Source organism: Pseudactinotalea suaedae, assembly GCF_009733815.1.
Lineage (GTDB): Bacteria > Actinomycetota > Actinomycetes > Actinomycetales > Beutenbergiaceae > Pseudactinotalea > Pseudactinotalea suaedae.
In genome coordinates this window covers 80462-100884 of the sequence record NZ_WNXY01000012.1, presented here as the reverse complement: position 1 = coordinate 100884, position 20423 = coordinate 80462, and the positions used below count along the sequence as shown (strand labels likewise).

Sequence of the window (20423 nt, the reverse complement as noted above, 5' to 3'; positions counted from 1 at the left end):
CCATGATCACCTTCCGTGACGTCCACGTCACCTACCCCACGGGCACCAAGGGGCTGGACGGCGTCAGTCTGGAGATCTCCGACGGCGAGTTCGTCGTCGTCGTCGGGCTCTCCGGAGCGGGCAAGTCCACGCTCGTGCGCGCCATCAACGGGCTGGTCCCCGTCACCGCCGGCGAGCTCGAGGTGAACGGTCGCCGCGTGGACGGGGCGAGCAAGCGCGAGCTGCGGCGGCTGCGCGGCGAGGTCGGGATGATCTTCCAGTCCTTCAATCTCGTCACGCGTGTGAGCGTCCTCAACAACGTCCTCATGGGCAGGCTCGCGCGCACCTCGACGCTGGCGACGCTGGTCGGCGCCTACGGCAGCGCCAACAAGGACATCGCGTTCGATGCGCTGGAGCGCGTGGGCATCATCGAGAAGGCCTACACCCGCGCCTCCCAGCTCTCCGGTGGCCAGCAGCAGCGGGTGGCGATCGCGCGGGTGCTCGCGCAGCAGGCCGGCGTGGTGCTCGCCGACGAGCCGGTCGCCTCGCTGGACCCGCCGACGGCGCACGCGGTCATGTCCGACCTGCGTCGTGTCCAGCGCGAGCTCGGCATCACCACGGTCGTCAACCTGCACTTCCTCGACCTCGCCCGGAGCTTCGCGGACCGGATCATCGGGATGCGCGCCGGCAAGGTCGTCTTCGACGGCACCGCCGACCAGGCCGACGACTCGGTCTTCGAGGACATCTACGGGCGCTCGCTGCGAGCCGACGACGTCGTGGCCGCTCCGCCCGTGACGATCGATCCCGAGGACAGGGCGTGACCGCGTGACCGCGACCGCCACGGAGCGGCTGGGTGAGCGCACGCCTCTCCGCCCTCCGAAGCCCGCGCCGCGGTGGGCGATGTGGGCCGGTGTCGGTGTCGCCGCGATCATCAGCGTGTACTGCCTGTGGGCGATCGAGTTCACGCTGCGGCCGCTGGTCACCGACCTGACCAACGGTCAGGAGGTGCTCCGCCAGTTCTTCGACCCGAACTGGGCGTTCGCCTGGCGCGTGCGCGACCAGTGGCTGGTCACGGTCGAGATCGCGGTCATCGCCTCGCTGATCGGGTGCGCGTTCGCGCTCGTTCTGGCGCTGATGGCGAGCAGGGTCACCGCGCCCACGGCTCTGTACCGGGTGATGAAGCTCGTCCTCGCGGTGCAGCGGTCCCTGCCGGACCTGGCGTGGGTGCTGCTCTTCGTCACGGTGGTCAGCACCGGCCCGTTGGCCGGCATCCTCGCGCTCATCATGTTCAACATCGGCGTCGCCGCGAAGCTGACGGCGGAGAGCATCGACGCCGTGGACCCCGGTCCCGTCGAGGCCGCCCAGGCGGTCGGCGCGAACGCGCTGCAGCGCGCCCGCGTGGCCGTGGTCCCGCAGGTGATGCCCTCGTTCGTCTCCTACAGCTTCTACGTGTTCGAGCTGAACATCCGTGCCTCGCTGGTCATCGGCATGGGCGGTGGTGGCGGCATCGGCGAGGTGATCCGCGTGCAGCTGGCGAGCTTCAGCTACGCCAACATCTCCGCCGTCGTCGCGGTGCTGATCGTCGTGGTGTTCGCGCTCGACCAGCTCTCCCGGACGATCCGCCGGAGGCTGATATGAGCGAGGTGACCACCCAGCGCCCCCACCCGCCGAGCAAGCTCCCGAAGACCCTCGGCATGCTGGCCACGCTCGCTGTGCTGCTGGTGTGCATCTGGGCCGTGAACGCGCCGTGGTCGCGGCTGCTGGACGCCCCCGGCATCTTCGGCGACTACCTGCGGCTGATGAGCGAGGGGGTGCTGGCCAACCCCACGGCGGACCCGCACCAGGGCTACTGGGTCTCGGCCCTCCAGTACATGCTCGAGTCGCTGCAGATGGCCTGGGTCGGCACCATGATCGGCGCGGCGTGCTCGTTCCCGGTGGCGTTCCTCGCGGCGCGCACGATCAGCCCCGCACCGGTGGTCGCGGTGACGCGCATGATCCTCAACGTCATCCGCGCGGTCCCGGAGCTGATCATCGCGGTCGCGATCATGATGCCGATCTTCGGGTTCGGACCGCTGGCGGGTGCGCTGGCGCTCGGCGTCGGCTCGATCGGTACGCTCGGCAAGCTCAGCAGCGAGGCGATCGAGGCGGTCGACCCGCGGCCGGTCGAGGCCGTCTCCTCGACCGGAGGGAACAAGCTGCAGGTGATCTGGTGGGGCGTCGTGCCGCAGGCGCTGCCGGAGATCCTCGCCTTCTGGCTGTACCGGTTCGAGATCAACATCCGTGCCGGCGCGATCCTCGGCCTGCTCGGGGCCGGCGGCATCGGCTCGATCCTGTCGCAGCTGTTCCAGCGCCGCGTCTGGGACCGCATCGGGGTCACGCTGATCGTCATCATCGTGGTGACCGTGATCGTCGACCAGATCTCGGCGCGGGTGCGGCACCGCATCATCGCCGGTCCGAAGGGCAGCCTCACCCCGGGGCGCGAACCGATGGCGGAGATGGGCTGACGCCGATGACCGTGCCGACAGGAGGCGTCCTTCCCCGCATCCGCACCGAGCTGGCCGCGCTCAACCCCAGCGAGCGCCGCGTCGCCGAGATCTTCGCCGACCGGCCCGACTGGACGATCGAGGCCAGCGCCCAGGACATCGCCGACGCGGCCGGCACCTCGCGCGCCACCGTGGTCAGAACCGCGCAGCGGCTCGGCTTCACCGGCTACCCGCAGCTACGGGTGCTGCTGGCTCGCGACCTCGGGCTCGCGGCCGACCGACCGGGTGCTCGTGTGGACGGCAGCCCCGACCCCGCGGACGTGTTCCGCGCCTTCCTCCACGACGTCGCCCTCACGATCGAGGACGCGATCGCCCTCCTGGACGCCGCCGACGTCCGGCGCGTGGTCGACCTCCTCGCCGACGCCGAGCACGTCCTCGTGGTGGGCAACGGGCTCTCCTCCCCGGTCGCGACCGAGATGGCGATGCGCCTCAACGCGATCGGCCGGTACGCGGACGCCCCCACCGACCACGTCGAGCAGGGTGTGCGCGCACGCCGGCTGGGCCCGAACGACGTGTGCGTCGTGGTCAGCGGCTCGGGCAGCACCCGGCCGAGCGTCGCCGCGGCGAGGGCCGCTGCCCGGGCGGGCGCCGCCGTCGTCGGCCTCACCGGCTCCTCGACGTCGGGGCTCGCCGACGTCACGACCGTCAGCCTGGTCGTCGGACTGGGGGCGCCGTCGTTCCGCGACGACATCACGCGAACCTCCCGGCTGCCGCAGGCGATCGTCGCGGGTGGGCTCGTGCGCGCGCTCTCCGAGCGCCACCCGGACGCCGCGCGCGAGGCTCAGGCGCGGATGCTCGACGTCATCGGCGAGGTGTTCCTGCAGGACCCCCGCTGAGCACGATCAGTCGATGCCGAGGTCGCGGCGGAGCTTGGCGACGTGGCCGGTGGCCTTGACGTTGTACTGCGCGAGGGCGACCTTGCCGTCGGGGTCGACCACCACGGTGGAGCGGATGACGCCGACGTAGGTCTTGCCGTAGTTCTTCTTCTCGCCCCACGCGCCGTACGCCTCGAGGACCTCGTGCTCGGGGTCGCTGAGGAGCGGGAAGGTCAGGTGCTGGTCCGCGACGAACGCGGTGAGCTTGGCCGGTTCGTCGGGCGAGACGCCGACCACCGCATACCCGTGCGAGGTCAGCGACGCGAGGGAGTCGCGGAAGTCGCAGGCCTCGGTCGTGCAGCCGGGGGTGCTGGCAGCGGGGTAGAAGTAGACGATGACACCGGTCTTCGCGGTCGCGATCAGGGTGGCGAGACTGACGGGGCTGCCGTCGGAGGCGGGCAGGGTGAAGGTGGGCGCGGGGGCGCCGACGTCGAGTCGAGGCATGGCACCACTGTAGGTCGCGCGCGGCTGCCGAGCCCGCCCGGACGGCTACGGTGACGCCCGGGCGAGATCTCCAGCCTAACCCGCTGCCGCTCCGCCCAGCCGGTCCAGTGCTGCGGCCCAGCGGACCTCGTACGCCGCCACGTCCTCGACGCCCTCGTGGCTCAGGTCGAGGCGGGTGCCGTCACCGTGCTCGTGCAGGTCCAGCTCGACGATCGTCGCCGGGGCGTCGGGGCTCTCGTGCCAGGACCAGCGCAGCTGCTCGAGCGGGTGATAGCTGCGCAGCACGCCGCTCGGCCCCTCGTCGCTGTGCCACGGCTCGCCCTTGCCGCCGAAGGTGGCCCCGGGACCGAGCATCGCCTGCGTTCCGTGCGGGCTGACGAGCGTCTCCCACACGTGCGGGAGCGGAGCGTCAAGGGTTCGGACCACGCGGACCTGCATCGACGCTCCTTCACGTTGGACGCCCCGGCACCACGCCGAGGCGCACCGCCATCACACCACGTCATCTGGCGTCATGTCAGGCGTTTCGACGGCGGACCTCGCCTCAGCGGGTCCGCCGTCGGGGTTGGGGTGGCTGTTCAGGCGACGAGGACGCTGTCCTGCCGCCTGCGCAGCGCGTACGCCCAGGTGGCCACCGCCAGGGCGAGGCTCCAGATCGGCCACAGGAAAGTGACACCGAGCGCTGCCCAGTTGTCCATGAGCTCCCCGATGCTCGCGATGCCGAGCTGTCCGGTCGTCGCCACGATCATCGAGACCCCGGCGGGCAGGATCAGCGCCGCGACGATCGAGGCGGGGACGACGGCGAGACCGACCGGCACACGCCTGCCGCCGAGCCCCGGGAACCAGGGCCAGAACCGCTCACCCCAGGGCCGCACCAGCCCGATGGTCAGGACGGCGCCCACGAGCGCGCCGACGGCCAGGATCAGGCCGTTGTTGACGTCGCCCCCGGTCGCTGCGTAGGCCTCGGCGTCGAACCCGATCGGGAAGCCGAGCACCCACAGGATGCGGGTGACGGCGTACAGCAGCGGGATCGCGACGGCCACCGCGACCGCGGTGCGGCCCCAGCGGGCCGCTGCCGCGGGCTGCTGCCAGTCCGGCAGCGGCTCATGGCCGCGCAGGGCATCGACGGCGCGGAGCGTCGCGACGACCGCGACGATCACCACGGCGGCGAGCACGAGCTGGGAACCGAGCTCGACCGCGGGCATGCTCACCAGGATCTCGCGCCAGTGCGCCGAGAACACCGACCCGATCAGGACCGCCGGCAGGTAGCCGGCGAGCGCGAGCGGGTTCGCGTCGCAGGTCGTCATGAGGGCCCCGACGGCGATCGCCGGGATGCCGACGGCCAGCACGGTTCGCGCCGGGGTCCGACCGGCCGGGGCCCGACCGCGCCCGACCGCGCGTGCGATCGCGCCCAGCGCGAGCAGCCCGGCGCTCACGAGCGCCGCGGCTGCCGCGAGCAGCAGCGAGACGTGCGCGACCGGCAGCCCCATCGTGAGCGACACCGAGGGGTAGGCCTCGCTCGAGGTGGTGCCGTGGCCGGTCAGCCCGGCGATCAGGGCGCCGAGCCCGCCGGCTGCCGCCAGGGCCGCGCCGACGGTGGTCCAGCGCGTCGGGCGCCGGAGGCGTTCGGGCAGGTCCGCACCGGGGTGCGCCCGCCGGGATGAGGTGATCTCTGTGGTGTCCATGGCTCCAGCCAACGCTGTCGCGCCGCTGCGTGGATCCCGCACCGGAGCCAACCGGCTCACCCGGTCGGGGGAGTGCCGCTCACCCAGTGCATTGCGTCATACGTCCGGAGGTGAGGCTTGCTCGCGGCGTATGACGCAAGGGTCACAGGCCGGAGACGGCGTCGGAGAAGCCCGACTCGTAGGCGAAGATCGCGGCCTGCATCCGGTCACGGGCGCCGAGCTTGCCGAGCACGTTCGTCACGTGCGTCTTGACGGTCTCGACCCCGAGCCAGAGCTCGGCGGCGATCTCGGCGTTGCTGCGGCCGGCGGCCAGGAGGCGCAGCACCTCGCGCTCCCGTTCGGTCAGCCGCCCGATCAACGACGCGTGGTGCGGCTGCTGGAGGCGAGCATCACCCACCAGGCGGCGCACCGCCGTCGGGAACAGGACCGCGTCGCCGCGGGCGACCACCCGCACCGCCTCCCGGATCTGATCCGGCTCGGCGCGCTTGAGCAGGAACCCCGCGGCGCCGGCGCGCAGCGCGTCGAGGACGTAGTCGTCGGCCGAGAACGTGGTGACCACGAGGACCCGGGTCGCGGGATGGCGCTGCAGGATGCGCGTGGTGGCGGCGATGCCGTCGAGGCCGGGCATGCGCACGTCCATGAGCACGACGTCCGGCGCGTGCTCGTCCACGGCGGCCACTCCGGCGACGCCGTCGTCGGCCTCGGCGACCACCTCGACCCCCGGCTCGGTCGTCAGGATCGCCCGCAGCCCGCTGCGCACGAGCGGCTCGTCGTCGACCAGCACCACGCGGATCGTCGCTTCTGTCATCGCTCCACCCCTGAGACGGTCAGCACCACTCGCCACCGGTCGCCGTCGGCGCCGGCCTCCAGCGTCGCACCGACCAGCGCAGCCCGCTCCCGCATGCCGATGAGCCCGCGGCCGCCACCAGCCGCCGCCGGCCCAGCCGGGCCGACGGCGTTGCTCACCTCGAGCGTCACGGTTCCGTCACCGCGGTGCCAGCTCAGGTCGATGGGACCGCTGCCGTGCCGCTGCGCGTTGACCACGGCCTCGGCGATCACCTGGTAGCACTCGCGCGAGAGCAGGTCGTCCAACCCGGTCAGGTCGCCCGGGTCACCGGACAGCCGCAGCTCGTGACCCGCGAGGTGGGCGCTGCTGCGCAGCCCGGGGAGGTCGGCGAGGGTCGGCTGCGGGGCGGGCGGGGCCGTGTCCCGCTTCTCCTCGCGCAGCACCGCGAGGCTGCGGTCGAGGTCGGCCATCGCGGAGCGCCCCACGCGCGCGATCTCGGCCAGCGCGGCCCGCGCGGCGGCGTCGTCGCGTCCGAGCGACGCCTCGGCCACGCTCGCCTGCATCGTGGTGATCGCGAGCGCGTGCCCCACGCCGTCGTGCAGCTCGCGGGCGATCCGGTTGCGCTCGGCGAGCACGAGACGCTCGTGCCGCTCGGCCTGCTCACGCGCGCTGGCGCTCGGCCCCAGCAGCGGCATCGCGAGCGCACGCATCAGCGCGCGCCCGAGCACGGCCAGCACCGGCAGTACCAGCAGGATCAGCACGGCGAGCGGCACGCCCCACAGACCGATCGCGGGGGCGCTGATCTGGAAGCCGTCGCCGCGGGCGCCCGCCGCCCAGCCCACGAGCCCGACGGCGAACGGGATCCCCGACAGCAGCGCCACCACCGCGAACGCGCCCACGATGAGGTGTGCGACGAAGAACCCTGCCGACCTGAGCCGATCGTCCCAGGTGAGCTCCGCCGTCGGGCCGGCGAGATCGACGTCGAGAAGGCTCCTCGCCGCCGCGACGTTGACGTCGCGCACAGGCGCGAGCAGCGGTGGCACGAGCGCGAGCGGGACGGCGATCGCGGTCAGCACCGCGGTGAGCCCGAGCGGCACCGCGGGGGCCGACCGCGCGAGCTGCACCAGGCCCGCGCCGAGGACCACGTAGCCCGCGGCGATGATGCCGCCGAGCACGAGATGCACCCCACCGCGGACGGCGTGCGAGGACAGCCGCAGCAGCCGCGAGCGGGTGGAGGTCACGCCACCATGCTGCCCGATCGCGCCGTCGAGCGGATCCCCGCGACGGGGGACGTCCCCGCGCCGGCTGGATCAGTCGGTGCCGAACTCCATCGCGGCGGCGTCCAGCGCGTCGTCGGCGGCGTCGACGTCGCCGAGGGTCGGGTTGGCCGCGATCGTCTCGCCACCACCGGCGGGCAGCGTGCCCAGCAGGGTGCCGTGCTCGACCAGCAGCTGGCCCTGGTCGTGCGGCTGCCCGGCGTAGAGCTCGAGCTTGCTGCGCGAGTCCGCGATGTCGAGGTTGCGCATGGTGAGCTGGCCGATCCGGTCGGTCGGCCCGAACGCCGCGTTCTCGGTGCGCTCCATCGAGAGCTTGTCCGGGTGGTAGGAGAAGTTCTCGCCCCGGGTGTCCACGATCGAGTAGTCGTCGCCACGGCGCAGCCGGATCGTCACCTGGCCGGTGACGACCGAGGCGACCCAGCGCTGGATGGGCTCGCGCACCATGAGCGACTGCGGGTCGAGCCAGCGGCCCTCGTAGAGCAGGCGGCCCAGACGCCGGCCCTCGTGGTGGTAGCTGGCGATGGTGTCCTCGTTGTGGACGGCGTTGAGCAGCCGCTCGTAGGCGATGTGCAGCAGCGCCATCCCGGGAGCCTCGTAGATGCCGCGGGACTTCGCCTCGATGATCCGGTTCTCGATCTGGTCGCTCATACCGAGGCCGTGCCGGCCGCCGATCGCGTTCGCCTCCTGGACGAGGGCCACCGGGTCCGGGTAGTCGACGCCGTTGATCGCCACCGGGCGGCCGCGCAGGAACGTCACGCTGACGTCCTCGGTCGCGATCGCGACGTCCTCACGCCAGAACGGCACGCCCATGATCGGCTCGACGGTCTCCAACGAGGTGTCGAGATGCTCGAGCGTCTTGGCCTCGTGGGTGGCGCCCCAGATGTTGGCGTCGGTCGAGTACGCCTTCTCGGCGCTGGCGCGGTAGGGCAGGTCGCGGGCGGTGAGCCACTCGCTCATCTCCTGCCGGCCACCGAGCTCGGTGACGAAGTCGGCGTCGAGCCAGGGCTTGTAGATCCGGAGCGAGGGGTTCGCCAGCAGCCCGTAGCGGTAGAACCGCTCGATGTCGTTGCCCTTGAAGGTGGAGCCGTCGCCCCAGATCGAGACGTCGTCGTCGGCCATCGCCCGCACCAGCAGGGTGCCGGTCACCGCACGGCCCAGGGGAGTGGTGTTGAAGTACGTCTTGCCGCCGCTGCGGATGTGGAACGCGCCGCACGCGAGCGCGGACAGACCTTCCTCCACGAGCGCGCTCCGGCAGTCGACCAGCCGTGCGATCTCGGCGCCGTACTCGCCGGCGCGGGCGGGCACGGTGTCGATCTCGGGCTCGTCGTACTGGCCGAGATCGGCGGTGTACGTGCAGGGCACCGCGCCCTTCTCACGCATCCACGCGACCGCGACAGAGGTGTCGAGACCACCGGAGAAGGCGATGCCGATGCGCTCACCGGCGGGCAGGGACGTCAGAACCTTGGACACAGTGAGAAAATATACAGCAGGGTGAATATGGCGGCGCCGCGTCGGTGTGTCGGCTCGCTCACAGCACCGGAGCCACCGGGCCCGGAGACGCGAAACGCGCACCCCGCCGGAGCGAGGTGCGCGTTCGGTGACCCGTGCGGGTCAGATGAGCTTGAGGCTCAGACAGCAGTGATGTTCTGCGCCTGGGGGCCCTTGGGGCCCTGGGTGATCTCGAACTCCACCTTCTGGTTCTCCTCGAGCGAACGGTAGCCGTTGCCGGAGATGGCGGAGAAGTGCGCGAACACGTCGGCGCCGCCGTCGTCAGGGGTGATGAAGCCGAAACCCTTTTCGGCGTTGAACCACTTCACGGTTCCGAGGGTCATGATGATTCTCCTTCAAAGATCTGCCACACCTCTTGCCGGTGCGGCTGCCACGGTGTGTCGTCCGTCAGATCTCGAAAGAAAAGACGCCCATCCATCGAAGGACCGGGCGCCAGTAAGACGTCGATGCACTGCAACTTCGAGACCAAGCGTAGCCGAGATTCGGCCCGAAGGGGAGAGGCTGGAGGAAATTCGTGCTCGGGAGCGCTCCAGAGCCCCGCGTGCGGTGTCTCGAGGCGCAAGACGGCCGCCGTGCGTTGAACCCGGAGGCCCCCCGTCTCGTCTTTCTGGGTGAGAGCAGACCGAGCGAGGGGAGACGTCATGCAGAAGCGAACCAGGGTGCTGACCGGGGTGGGGATCGGGCTGGTGGTGCTCGTCGTGGCCGTGCTGGTCGGGACGCGCCTGTACGGGAACTGGGTCAACAGCAACGCCGATGCGGCGCCGACCCTGGGCGGCACCGAGGCGGAGACGAGCGAGAGCGGCCCCGCCGATCTCGACGGCGACTGGTCGGTCTCCGAGGGCAGCTTCGCCGGATACCGGGTCCAGGAGGTGCTCAACGGGCAGGATGTCACTGTGACGGGCCGCACCGAGGACGTGACCGGATCGGTGAGCATCGCCGAGGGCACGCTGACCGCAGGCACCATCGAGGTCGATCTCAGCACGGTCGCGACCGACGAGTCCGCGCGCGACGAGTACTTCCGGACCCAGGCCCTGCATACCGACGAGTTCCCCACGGCGACGTTCGAGGTGACCGAGCCGCTCGACGTCGGGACCGACGGCGGTGACCTCGCGATGGTGGGCGACCTCACCATCCACGGCGTGACCCAGCAGGTCACGGTCACGGCGCAGGCCGGTGCGAGCGGCGACGGCCTGCAGGTCGTGGGCTCGGCGCCGATCACCTTCGCCGACTTCGACGTGCAGGCACCCGACCTGGGATTCGTCGTGGTCGAGGACGCCGGCTCGATCGAGTTCTCGTTGGAGCTGGTCGCGGGGTGAGCGCCCGCGCCGGGCTCGACGGTGACGCCGATGCGCTGCTGACCGCGGTGCACGCGACGTACGGCCGCGACCTGCACCGTTACGTCGCGGCGATGACCGACCCCTCGCGCGCCGCCGACGTGGTGCAGGAGACGCTGCTGCGCGCGTGGCGCAACCCCGAGGTGCTCACCCGGCCGCAGGGGTCGGTGCGTGCGTGGCTGTTCACGGTGGCGCGCAACCTCGTGGTCGACGAGTCACGCAGCGCACGCCGGCGGCGGGAGCTCACCACCGACGAGGTGCCGGAGCTCGGCGTCGAGGACCGCACGCAGGAGGTGCTGGACGCCTGGCTGGTGGCGGACGCGCTGGTCGAGCTGTCGGCCGAGCACCGCGCCGTGGTGGTCGGCGCGTACTACCGGGGGCGGTCGGTGGCGGACCTCGCCCACGAGCTGGACCTGCCGCCCGGCACCGTGAAGTCCCGGCTGCACTACGGCCTTCGGGCCATGCGGCTGGCGTTGCAGGAGAGAGGAGTGTCGTCATGAGCGGTCCCGAGGACAGGTACCGGGACTGGGATGCCGCCTACGTGCTCGGCGCGCTCGGCCCGCAGGAGCGCCGTGAGTTCGAGCGCCACCTCGCCGGGTGCGACGCGTGCCGCGAAGCGGTCTCCGAGCTCGCGGGCATGCCCGCCGTGCTCTCGGAGCTGAGCCGGGAGCAGGCGCTCGCGCTCGTGGCGCCGGTGGGGCCCGACGACGGCGGCCGGTCGGGTGGGGGAGAGGTCGTCGCGATCTCCTCGCTCGCCTCGGCCGTGGTGCGGCGCCGCCGCCGCCGGAGGGCGTGGCAGGCGGCGGCCGCCGTCGGGCTGGTCGCGGCCGGTGGCGTGGGCGGTGCGGTGCTGACCGAGGCGGGGGCCGGTGCCGGCGCGTCGGAGGTCACCGCCGTCACGCTGGCGCCCGTGGGCGACAGCGACGTGACCGCGGATCTTGTGCTGACGCCGTCGACCTGGGGCACGAAGATGGAGTGGTCCTGCTCCTACCCCGACGACGACGGCGGTGGCCCTGGACCGGCCGACGGCGTGTACGAGCTGGTGCTCGTCGACGAGGACGGGACCCGCACGGTCGCCGCCACCTGGACCGGCGACGGCGGCGACCACGCCAGCGGGCTGCTCGCCTCGTCCGCGATCGGCCTCGAGCAGATCACCCGCATCGAGCTGGGCGTCGAGGGGGTCGACGTGGTGCTGGCCGCGGCGGACCTGGCCGAGCTCTGAGGCGGCGGCAGGAACGGCGAAGGGCCCTGACCGCGCGGTCAGGGCCCTTCGTTGGTACACCCCCTGGGACTCGAACCCAGAACCCAGTGATTAAGAGTCACTTGCTCTGCCAATTGAGCTAGAGGTGCTCGCCGACGGACAAGTTTAGCGCACCTCGGCGGCCCTGCAGCATGCACGTGGAGTGGTCGTGCACACACTCGCACGCGGCCGCGCTACCGGGCGGCGAGATGTCCGGGGAGGCGGTCCATGACGTCGTTCCAGCCCTGCTCGAACCCGCCGCCCGCGAGCTGCTCGGTCGAGGTGTGGCGCACCGTGACCTCGGTGCCCTCGGCGTTCGGGGTGAACCGCACGTCCACCGTGTCGACCACGGCCGTGGCGTCGGCCTCGGTGTCGTCATCGATCCAGGTCCAGGTCATCACGAGCGTCCGCGGTCGGTCCACCGTGGTGAACCTGCCCTCGACCCCCACGCCGACGGCGGCGCTGAAGATCCGGTACGCGCCCCCTTCCCGCGGGTCGAGCTCGTAGGTCGTGTCGGGCCACTGCGGCCACCACCACTGCGCGAGCTCGGCGACGTCGAGCCAGGCCGCGTACGCACGCTCCGGGTCGACCGGTACCTGGCGCGTGATCGTGATCGTGGTGGTCTCGGTCATGGTTCGCTCCTGTCAGGTCGGTCGTCGGCGCCGAGGTGCGCCGCGTACGCCGCGAGGTGGTTCGTCCAGAACAGCCGGGTGCGCGTGGCCCACTCGATCAGCCCGTGCAGGCTGCCGGGCACGAGGGTCACCGTGACCACCCGGCCGTGCTTGACCCGCCTGGCCAGACCTCCGTCGACCAGTCGGTCTATGTGCTTGAGCGCCGCGGGGACGCTGATCCCCAGCAGTGCGGCGAGCTCGGTCACCGAGGCAGGGCCGTCGACGAGCCTCTCGATGATCCGCCGCCGTGGCTCGCTCGCGATGGCCGCGGCGGCCGCGTCGAGCGTGCTGGTGGGCATGGCGACGACGCTAGCAGAACACTTAACCAATCGGTGAGGTTTCGCGCTGGCCGGTACGGTTCGGATGTGTCCACGCCACGTATCGCCCTGGTGACCTGCGCCGACCTGCCCGACCTCGAACCTGAGGACCAGCCGCTGCTCGACGCGCTGCGGCAGCGTGGTGCCGAGGCGAGCGCCGAGGTCTGGAACGACCCGGACGTCGACTGGAGCGGCTTCGACATCGCCGTGCTGCGCTCGACCTGGGACTACACCGAGAACTACGCCGAGTTCCTGGCGTGGGCGAGCTCGGTGCCACGGCTGGTCAACCCGCCGAACGTGGTCCGTTGGAACTCCGACAAGCACTACCTGCAGCGACTGGCCGAGCACGGCCTCGACGTCGTCGAGACCACCTGGCTGGAGCCCGAGCGCAACTTCGACAAGCGCGCGCTCCACAACCGGTTCCCGGCACGTGAGGACTTCGTCATCAAGCCGGCGGTGTCAGCCGGCTCCAAGGACACCGGCCGCTACACCGCCACCGACGCCGACTCGCGCCGCTACGCCATCGAGCACGCCGAGCGGCTGCTGAGCGAGGGGCGCTCGGTCATGGTGCAGCGCTACATCCCCGAGGTCGACTCGGTGGGGGAGTCGGCGTTGATCTTCCTGCACGGCACCTTCTCGCACGCGGTGCACAAGGACGCGATGCTGGCACCGGCCGACGATGCCGTCGTCGACGGGCTCTACCGCCCCGAGAGCATGTCCCCGCACCAGGCCACCGAGGCCGAGATCGCCGCCGCCCAGAACATTCTCGCGTTCGCGCGCGCCCGCATCCCCGGCCGGAACCCCTCGAGCCGCCCGCTGCTGTGCGCGCGCGTCGACCTGGTCACGCCGAGGTCCGGAACACCCGTGCTGATGGAGCTCGAGCTCGTGGAGCCGTCGCTGTTCTACTCGCTGGCGACCGGTTCGCTGGAGCGGTTCGCCGACGCGATCCTCGCCGAGGTCCGGATGGGGCCCGACACCCACAACATCGAGATGGCCTGATCCCGCCGGCGGGCACGACGCGAACGAGGCTCGGAGGCCGGCCAGGGCAACCTGTCCGACGTCCGAGCCTCGTTCGTCCTGGGGTGAGTAACGGGACTCGAACCCGCGACATCCGCCACCACAAGGCGGCGCTCTACCAGCTGAGCTATACCCACCACGCCTGCGTCCCCACGTTACCGTGGGTCAGCAGCGAGCACCTAGTGTAACCACCCGTTCAGCCCCCTCGGTACGTGGCCGACGTCACGCCGGAGCGGGCGGGGCCAGCACCGTCGGGGAGGCCAGCACGTCGGCTGCGACGCGCCGCGCGCTCGCGGTGTCCGGACCGGGATCGGCGGGGAACAGCACCGCCCGGTAGTAGCGCAGCTCGTCGATGCTCTCGAGGATGTCGGCGAGCGCGCGGTGCCCCCCGGCCTTCTTGGGCGAGGCGAAGTACGCCCGCGGGTACCAGCGGCGGGCGAGCTCCTTGATCGAGGACACGTCGATGATCCGGTAGTGCAGGTGCGCCATGAAGTCCGGCATGTCGCGGTCGAGGAAGGTCTTGTCGGTACCGACCGAGTTGCCCGCGAGCGGAGCCTTGCGCGGCTCCGGCACGTACTGGCGGACGTAGTCCAGCGCCTGCTGCTGGGCGTCCTGGAGCGAGATGCCGCTGGCGAGCTCGTCGATGAGACCGGAGGCGGTGTGCATCTCCTGGACCACGGGGAGCATCGTCTCGACGACCCCCGGCGGCGGCGCGATCACCAGGTCGATCCCCGGCCCCAGGGGCTTGAGCTGGGAGTCGGTGACGACGACGGCGATCTCCACCAACGCGTCTTTCGTCAGGTCGAGCCCGGTCATCTCGCAGTCGACCCAGACGATCGCATCCGTTGCACTCACGCGTGCCAGGGTAGTCATCCGCGACGAGCCGCAGCGCCCGGGGCGCCGGGGCTCCTCAGGCGGTCGCTGCGGGGTCCGCGGCGAGCGGGACGAGATCGGCGATCGAGTCGACCACGCGGGTGGGGCGGTAGGGGAACGTCTCGATCTGGTGCGGCTGGGTGGAGCCTGTCTTGACCAGGACCGTGCGCAGCCCCGCCTCGAGCCCGCTGATGACGTCGGTGTCCATGCGGTCCCCGATCATCACCGTGGTCTCGGAGTGCGCCTCCAACCGGTTCAGCGCCGACCGCATCATCAGCGGGTTCGGCTTTCCCACGTAGTAGGGCTGGCGCCCCGTCGCGGTGCTGATGAGCGCCGCGACGCTGCCGGTGGCCGGCAACGTGCCGGCCAGGCTCGGTCCGGTGGCGTCCGGGTTCGTCGCGATGAACCGGGCGCCGCGCTCGATGAGGCGGATCGCCTTGGTGATCGCCTCGAAGGAGTAGGTGCGGGTCTCGCCGAGCACCACGTAGTCGGGTTCACGCTCGGTCATCACGTACCCGACGTCGTGCAGCGCGGTGGCCAGCCCCGCCTCACCGAGCACGAACGCGCTGCCACCGGGCCGCTGGTCGTCGAGGAACTTGGCGGTCGCCATCGCCGAGGTCCAGATCGCGTCCTCAGGGACGGGGATGCCGCCGCGGCGCAGCCGCACCGAGAGGTCACGCGCGGTGTAGATCGAGTTGTTCGTCAGCACCAGGAACTTCGCCTGCCGCTCGAGCAGCGCCGTGATGAACTCGGCGGCACCCGGGATCGGGTCCTCCTCGTGCACGAGGACGCCATCCATGTCCGTCAGCCAGGTCTCGACAGGGCGCGTGGTGGTCACGGGCACATCGTCTCAGGTCCGGTCGGACGGCGGTGAGCGGTCCTGGCGCATCGAGGGAATGCGCTCCGGGGTCGCGTGGTTCGGCCTCGGTATGGATCTCGAGGTCGTGCTGCCCGACGAGTCGCCGTCGATGCCCGTGACCAGCTTGGTCGAGCTGGCGCGGGCCGCCGAGGAGCTCGGCTACACCACGGCGTGGTTGCCCGACCACGTGCTGCCGCCCGGCGAGTTCGGAGCGACCTTCGGCGGCGTCTACGAACCGCTGGTGACGATCGGCCACCTGACGGCGGTGACCGAACGCCTGCGGTTCGGCACGTCGGTGCTCGTCGCACCGCTGCGCAACCCGTTCGTGCTCGCGAAGCAGGTCGCCACCCTGCAGCAGCTGTCGGCGGGGCGCATGATCCTGGGGGTCGGAGTGGGTTGGAGCGAACCGGAGTTCGAGGCCCTCGGCGCCGACCACGGGAGCAGGGGAGCAGTCACCGATGACGCGCTCGCGGTGATGACGCACCTGCTCACCGGGGGAAAGGCCCCCTACCGCGGCCGCCGGTTCTCCTACGACCAGGGCGTGTTCGCCCCGCGGACGGACACGCCGGTCCCGGTCATGGTCGGCGGCAACAGCGACGCCGCGCTCCGGCGTGCCGCCCGCTACGCGGACATCTGGCAGGGGATACCGAGCAGTCCCGACCACTTCGCCGACCGGGCTCGCATGCTCGCCGACCTGGCCGAGGGGCGTGCGGTCGCCGCCACCCTCCGGATCGGATGGGACGACGAGGCACCGGTCGAGCAGGTAGCCGACGAGGTACGCAGGTATCGCCAGGCCGGTGCCGCGAGCGTCGCCGTGCACGTCGGGGGCCACGAGCGTGCGCGCGACCGGATGGCAGCGCTGGGTGAGGCGGTTGCGGGGGAGTGAGGGGCAGAGGTGTCCGTGCGTGCCGGCGGGCCGCGGGGCAGGGGCTTGCAGCGGGTCCGCCCCCGGCAGGGCCGCCGTCGGCGGCCGCTCCTTCGTCGCGGCCGCGCTCCGGCTCCCGTCGTCCCGCCGGGGCGCTCGTCGCGAGCTCCTCGCGCCCCCGGCAGGACTCGAACCTGCAACCGACAGCTTAGAAGGCTGTTGCTCTATCCGTTGAGCTACGAGGGCATCGGCAGCGACCCGCGCGGGATCGCACCGGGCAAGCGTACGGGGAGAAGGTGACCGCGACGGCGCGCGCATTGGTCTCAGGAGCCAGAAACCGGCAGGCTAGGGGCGTGACCCCGCGACCGGACGACGACGCGCCCGCGAGCGCGCCAGCGACGCCGCCCGCCACCCCGATGGTCGAGGTCGTCGAAGACCTGCTGCGCAGCCTCGACGAGGCCCGGCTGGAGCTGGACACGCCGGACGCCGAAGAGGCGCGCGCTCGCCGCCACCGCGTGGCGCTGCAGGTGAGCAACCACCTGCTGCCGCGGCTGCGGGAGGTCTCCGCACCGGCGATCGTGGTGCTGGGTGGTTCCACGGGTGCGGGCAAGTCGACCATCGTGAACTCGATCGTCAGCGCGAACGTCTCGCCTGCCGGCGTGCTGCGACCCACCACCCGCGAGCCGGTCCTGGTGGTCCACCCCAAGGACGCCGAGCTCCTCGACGGCCACCCGGTCCTCGACATCGCCACCCGCGTCACCCACGAGGGCACCAAGCGCGGCCTCGCGCTCATCGACGCGCCCGACCTCGACTCGGTCCACGCCGCCAACCGCGAGCTGGCCGACCAGCTCGTGGAGATGGCGGACATGTGGGTGTTCGTCACCACCGGCTCCCGGTACGGCGACGCCCTGCCCTGGCAGCGCCTGCGGGACGCCGTCGAGCGAGGCATCTCGATCGCCGTCGTGCTCAACCGGGTGGACCGGGCCGGACTCAACGAGGTGCGCAACGACCTGTTCGCACGCCTGCAGGAGCAGGGACTGACGTCGGTGCCGTTCTTCGTGATCCCCGACGTCGGACCGATCGACGGGCCGCTGCCCGCGGACAAGGTGCAACCGCTGGCGGCCTTCCTCGGCGTGCTCGGCGCGGGTGCCCAGTCCCGCAGCGTGATCGCCCGCACCGTGCGAGGTGCCTGGCCCGCGTTGCGTGAGGACGTGCAGCTGCTGGCCGCGAACCTCGACTCCCAGCGCCGCACCACGCTCTCGCTGCAGGGCGCCGTCCAGGCAGCCACGCGCGCCGCAGCTGCCCAGGCTCGGGCGGATGTGCAGACCGGCTCGGCGGCGACCGGTGCCCCCACCACCGCCTGGCTGGCGGGCGCGAGCTCCGGCGGCGCGCTGTCGTCGCTGGTGGCACCACCCCGGGGCTGGATCCAGCGACGCCGCTACCGCAGGTCCTCGACGGGTCGGGCCGACGCGCTGCAGCGTCTGCGCGAGGTCAGCCTCGGCGAGCTGCGCACCGTGCTCACCGACGCCTGCGCCTCCGCCGAGCGTGCGATCCGCGCCGGTCTCGCCGAGACGGCCGCCGGTCGTCAGCTCGCGGCCGCGGTGCCCGCCGAGCGGAGCGCGTCCGCGCGCGTCGACCGGCTCGACGTGCTGTTCCGCGAGTGGGACTCCGTCGCCGGTGAGCGCACCGTCGACCTCACCGCCTCCGAACCGCTGTCGGGCATCGAGCTCGGGCACCTCGTCGAGGTCGCAGCCGTGGGGGTCGACGGCGCGGTGCGCGCGGTCCAGCGGCTCTCCGGTGACACCGGCGCCGCGACCGTCACCGCGCTGCGCGGCGACCTGGCCGACTGGGCCGCGGCCGCCGTGGTCGCCGAGGCTGACGAGTTCACCGCCGCCCTGGACCGGATGGACATCGATCCCGCGGACGCTGCCACCAGGCTGCGGCTGCGGGCGAGCGAGCTGCGGGAGTACGCGTGACGCAGGAGGTGGGCCCCGAGCTGCGGGCCAGGGTCGAGCAGATCAGGGGTGCGCTGGATCGCGGAGGCGACCGCTTCGAGCCGGCGCTGCTGGACCGGGCACGGACCGACCTCGACCGGGTGCTGGAGCGGCTCGAGCTCGGCGTCGACCACTCGGTGGTGGCGCTCGTCGGCGGCACCGGGTCCGGCAAGTCGTCGATGTTCAACTCGCTGACCAGGCTGGCGTTCGCCGACGTCGGCGTCATCCGGCCCACGACCTCCCAGGCCGCCGCGTGCGTGTGGGGACCCGCGGCCGACAAGCTGCTCGACTTCCTCCAGGTCGCCAAGGAGCGCCGGATCCTGCGGGAGTCGGCGCTGACCGGCACGGACGAGGCCGACCTGCACGGGCTGGTGCTGCTCGACCTTCCCGACCACGACTCCGTGGCGACCGGTCACGCCGAGCTGGTGAACCGGCTGCTGCCGCTCATCGACCTGCTGATCTGGGTGGTCGACCCGCAGAAGTACGCCGACAACGCCCTGCACGAGGGCTACCTGCGGGAGCTGCAGAACCGGCACGAGGCGATGGTCGTCGTCGTCAACCAGGTCGACACCCTGACCGCAGCCGGCAAGGAGGCGGTGCGTGGCGACGTCGGCAGGCTCCTCGCGGAGGACGGCATCGCCGACGTCCCCGTGATCCTCGCCTCGGCACGCACCGGTGAGGGCGTCCCGGACGTCCGCCAGCACCTCAGCCGGGTGCTGCGCTCCGAGTCGATCGCCGCACGGACCGCACGCGACGAGATCGCCGCCGTCTCGCGCCGCATCGCCGACGGGCTGGGCGAGCGCGAGCCCGAGCTCCCCGCGCCCGACGTCACGGCGGGAGCGCTCGCGGAGGCCGCAGGCGTCCCGGCCGTGGCCGCCGCGCTCCGGTCGGCGGTCGAGAGCCCGACGCCGGTCGCGCTCAGCGGCGTGCAGCGCCCGGCCCGCTCCCGCATCGACGCGATCCGCGAGTCCTGGCTCGCCGGCGTCACGACCGGGCTGCCGGGGCGCTGGCGCACCGCCGTCGTCGGGGCGGTGGCCTCCGCCGGCGACTTCTTCGAGCACGCCTGGGCTGCGCTGGAGGGTGTGGCGCAGCCACCGGCGCGCGACCAGGTCGCCGCGCGCCGGCGACTGCTGGGCGTCGTGGCTCTCGTGCTCGGCGCGGTGCTGGCCGTCGCGGGCGCGATCTTGCTGACGCAGAGCACGCCCCTCGGGATCGGCGTCGCCTCCGGTGGTGTGCTGCTCGCGATCATCGGCGCCGCCCTCGTGCTGACCGCACGGTCCCTGCGTCGCCGGACCGCCGCCGAACGCGCCGACCGGTACCGGCGCGAGGTCGCGGAGGCCGTGACCGCCGTCGTCGTCGCCGACCTCCACCAACCGGTGGCGGCGGTGCTCGCCGACCACGAGGCCGTGCGGACAGGCGTCGCGGGCCCGTAGCCCAGGTTGTCCACAGGTGCACGCCGATGCACCGTCGTCCACAGCACCCCAAGGCTGCCCGAGCGGGCCGAGCCGCCGCCGAGCCAACCTGGGCGCTCCGGCACGGAGCCGGGCGGCCGGTCGCCGACCGGCCGGTCAGCAGGAGGAGTGGGAGAGATGGGCGAGACAGAGGTGACCGTGCGGGGCCGGCTGGGCCACAACCCCGAGCTGCAGATGTCGGCGGCGAACAAGCCGTGGCTGCGGGTGCGGGTGGCGACCAACCGCCGGATCCGCACCCCGGAGGGGTGGACCGACGGCCAGACGTCCTGGTACGAGGTCAAGCTGTGGGGTGACTTCGCGAGGAACGCCGCGGAGAGCCTGCGCAAGGGCGATGCGGTGATCGTGCAGGGGCCGCTCTACATCGACGAGTACACCAACGAGCAGAGCGTCACGTTCCGGACCGCGGTGATCCACGCGAACGCGTTCGGCCCCGACCTGCACTCCGCGGTCGCGCGCGTGACGAAGGTGCAGCGCAACGAGGCCGGGCAGGTCGTGGAGCCGCCTCCGGTCGACCTGAGCGCGATGTCGGAGATCACCGACGACATCCGCGACCGCGAGGAGGGCGACGAGGAGATCGAGGACGATGTCGAGGAGGAGGACATCCCCGAGCTCGCGAACGCCTGAGCGCGAGCGTTCGCGAGCCGGCCTCGGCGGAGGCGTGGCAGGGTCCCGCCGAGGCCGGTGG

Annotated in this window: 23 protein-coding genes and 3 tRNA genes; 12 read left to right on the top strand and 14 right to left on the bottom strand. The window is 72.1% G+C overall.

Going from position 1 to position 20423, the window contains the following annotated elements:
• The first annotated feature begins 2 nt into the window (after positions 1-2).
• The 4 genes from phnC to GPA04_RS18740 are packed head-to-tail and all read left to right on the top strand — an operon-like array spanning position 3 to position 3358.
• Positions 3-800, top strand: coding sequence for a phosphonate ABC transporter ATP-binding protein (gene phnC, locus GPA04_RS18755; protein ID WP_156225742.1), 798 nt, complete (start codon positions 3-5; stop codon positions 798-800).
• Positions 801-804: 4 nt separating this feature from the next.
• Positions 805-1617: a phosphonate ABC transporter, permease protein PhnE gene (phnE, locus tag GPA04_RS18750; RefSeq protein WP_156225741.1), complete on the top strand. Its 813-nt coding sequence runs from the start codon at positions 805-807 to the stop codon at positions 1615-1617.
• Complete coding sequence (gene phnE, locus GPA04_RS18745; RefSeq protein WP_156225740.1) at positions 1614-2483, top strand: phosphonate ABC transporter, permease protein PhnE; 870 nt, start codon at positions 1614-1616, stop codon at positions 2481-2483. Before phnE (GPA04_RS18750) ends, phnE (GPA04_RS18745) begins: the two co-directional genes overlap by 4 nt.
• Positions 2484-2488: 5 nt before the next feature.
• Entirely contained in the window at positions 2489-3358 is an 870-nt protein-coding gene (locus GPA04_RS18740; protein WP_156225739.1) for a MurR/RpiR family transcriptional regulator, read from the top strand.
• A 6-nt stretch (positions 3359-3364) separates the two neighbouring features.
• Here the strand turns inward: GPA04_RS18740 and bcp are convergent, their stop codons facing one another.
• From bcp to cspE, 7 genes are all read right to left on the bottom strand, one after another.
• Positions 3365-3841: a thioredoxin-dependent thiol peroxidase gene (bcp, locus tag GPA04_RS18735; RefSeq protein ID WP_156225738.1), complete on the bottom strand. Its 477-nt coding sequence runs from the start codon at positions 3839-3841 to the stop codon at positions 3365-3367.
• Between the two features lie 75 nt (positions 3842-3916).
• Positions 3917-4279, bottom strand: a complete 363-nt coding sequence (locus tag GPA04_RS18730) for an SRPBCC family protein (RefSeq protein WP_156225737.1) — start codon at positions 4277-4279, stop codon at positions 3917-3919.
• Between the two features lie 137 nt (positions 4280-4416).
• Positions 4417-5523 (bottom strand): hypothetical protein, encoded by a 1107-nt coding sequence (locus GPA04_RS18725; RefSeq protein ID WP_156225736.1) that lies wholly within the window; start codon positions 5521-5523, stop codon positions 4417-4419.
• A gap of 142 nt (positions 5524-5665) precedes the next feature.
• The gene (locus GPA04_RS18720; RefSeq protein WP_156225735.1) at positions 5666-6331 is read right to left on the bottom strand and encodes a response regulator; all 666 of its coding nucleotides are present in this window, start codon (positions 6329-6331) and stop codon (positions 5666-5668) included.
• On the bottom strand, positions 6328-7551 hold the full coding sequence (locus tag GPA04_RS18715) for a sensor histidine kinase (protein ID WP_156225734.1): 1224 nt from the start codon (positions 7549-7551) through the stop codon (positions 6328-6330). The genes GPA04_RS18720 and GPA04_RS18715 overlap by 4 nt, the downstream gene beginning before the upstream one ends.
• 69 nt (positions 7552-7620) lie before the next feature.
• Entirely contained in the window at positions 7621-9057 is a 1437-nt protein-coding gene (gene argG / locus GPA04_RS18710) for an argininosuccinate synthase (protein WP_156225733.1), read from the bottom strand.
• A gap of 158 nt (positions 9058-9215) precedes the next feature.
• Positions 9216-9419, bottom strand: a complete 204-nt coding sequence (cspE, locus tag GPA04_RS18705; RefSeq protein WP_156225732.1) for a transcription antiterminator/RNA stability regulator CspE — start codon at positions 9417-9419, stop codon at positions 9216-9218.
• A 318-nt stretch (positions 9420-9737) separates the two neighbouring features.
• Here cspE and GPA04_RS18700 point away from each other — a divergent pair, with 318 nt between their 5' ends.
• From GPA04_RS18700 to GPA04_RS18690, 3 genes are read left to right on the top strand one after another with little or no spacing between them, the layout of a single operon-like run.
• Entirely contained in the window at positions 9738-10412 is a 675-nt protein-coding gene (locus GPA04_RS18700) for a YceI family protein (protein WP_156225731.1), read from the top strand.
• Entirely contained in the window at positions 10409-10930 is a 522-nt protein-coding gene (locus GPA04_RS18695) for a sigma-70 family RNA polymerase sigma factor (RefSeq protein WP_156225730.1), read from the top strand. The genes GPA04_RS18700 and GPA04_RS18695 overlap by 4 nt, the downstream gene beginning before the upstream one ends.
• Positions 10927-11652 carry an anti-sigma factor family protein gene (locus GPA04_RS18690; protein ID WP_156225729.1) on the top strand — a complete coding sequence of 242 codons (726 nt, stop codon included), beginning with the start codon at positions 10927-10929 and terminating at the stop codon, positions 11650-11652. The genes GPA04_RS18695 and GPA04_RS18690 overlap by 4 nt, the downstream gene beginning before the upstream one ends.
• Positions 11653-11704: 52 nt before the next feature.
• On the opposite strand, the gene GPA04_RS18685 is transcribed toward GPA04_RS18690, so the two are convergent.
• The 3 genes from GPA04_RS18685 to GPA04_RS18675 form a co-directional block, all read right to left on the bottom strand.
• Positions 11705-11780 (bottom strand) — tRNA-Lys (locus GPA04_RS18685).
• Positions 11781-11864: 84 nt separating this feature from the next.
• Positions 11865-12302, bottom strand: a complete 438-nt coding sequence (locus GPA04_RS18680; RefSeq protein ID WP_156225728.1) for an SRPBCC family protein — start codon at positions 12300-12302, stop codon at positions 11865-11867.
• Positions 12299-12640, bottom strand: coding sequence for an ArsR/SmtB family transcription factor (locus GPA04_RS18675; RefSeq protein WP_156225727.1), 342 nt, complete (start codon positions 12638-12640; stop codon positions 12299-12301). The genes GPA04_RS18680 and GPA04_RS18675 overlap by 4 nt, the downstream gene beginning before the upstream one ends.
• A 66-nt stretch (positions 12641-12706) precedes the next feature.
• On the opposite strand from GPA04_RS18675, the gene GPA04_RS18670 reads away from it, so the two are divergent.
• Entirely contained in the window at positions 12707-13657 is a 951-nt protein-coding gene (locus tag GPA04_RS18670; protein ID WP_156225726.1) for an ATP-grasp domain-containing protein, read from the top strand.
• Between the two features lie 79 nt (positions 13658-13736).
• On the opposite strand, the gene GPA04_RS18665 is transcribed toward GPA04_RS18670, so the two are convergent.
• The 3 genes from GPA04_RS18665 to GPA04_RS18655 form a co-directional block, all read right to left on the bottom strand.
• Positions 13737-13812: transfer RNA gene (locus GPA04_RS18665), tRNA-His, on the bottom strand.
• Positions 13813-13897: 85 nt separating this feature from the next.
• Complete coding sequence (gene orn, locus GPA04_RS18660; RefSeq protein WP_156225725.1) at positions 13898-14548, bottom strand: oligoribonuclease; 651 nt, start codon at positions 14546-14548, stop codon at positions 13898-13900.
• A 37-nt stretch (positions 14549-14585) separates the two neighbouring features.
• Positions 14586-15347 (bottom strand): HAD-IIA family hydrolase, encoded by a 762-nt coding sequence (locus GPA04_RS18655; protein WP_156225816.1) that lies wholly within the window; start codon positions 15345-15347, stop codon positions 14586-14588.
• On the opposite strand from GPA04_RS18655, the gene GPA04_RS18650 reads away from it, so the two are divergent.
• Positions 15346-16293, top strand: a complete 948-nt coding sequence (locus GPA04_RS18650; RefSeq protein ID WP_206674280.1) for a TIGR03619 family F420-dependent LLM class oxidoreductase — start codon at positions 15346-15348, stop codon at positions 16291-16293. The two genes, GPA04_RS18655 and GPA04_RS18650, sit on opposite strands and share 2 nt — an antisense overlap.
• Before the next feature lie 152 nt (positions 16294-16445).
• Here the strand turns inward: GPA04_RS18650 and GPA04_RS18645 are convergent.
• Positions 16446-16518: transfer RNA gene (locus GPA04_RS18645), tRNA-Arg, on the bottom strand.
• 107 nt (positions 16519-16625) lie between these two features.
• Between GPA04_RS18645 and GPA04_RS18640 the strand changes: the two genes are divergently transcribed.
• From GPA04_RS18640 to GPA04_RS18630, 3 genes are all read left to right on the top strand, one after another.
• Positions 16626-18248: a P-loop NTPase family protein gene (locus GPA04_RS18640; RefSeq protein WP_156225724.1), complete on the top strand. Its 1623-nt coding sequence runs from the start codon at positions 16626-16628 to the stop codon at positions 18246-18248.
• Positions 18245-19699: a GTP-binding protein gene (locus tag GPA04_RS18635; RefSeq protein ID WP_156225723.1), complete on the top strand. Its 1455-nt coding sequence runs from the start codon at positions 18245-18247 to the stop codon at positions 19697-19699. The genes GPA04_RS18640 and GPA04_RS18635 overlap by 4 nt, the downstream gene beginning before the upstream one ends.
• Positions 19700-19855: 156 nt before the next feature.
• Complete coding sequence (locus tag GPA04_RS18630; RefSeq protein WP_156225722.1) at positions 19856-20362, top strand: single-stranded DNA-binding protein; 507 nt, start codon at positions 19856-19858, stop codon at positions 20360-20362.
• Positions 20363-20423: the final 61 nt, after the last annotated feature.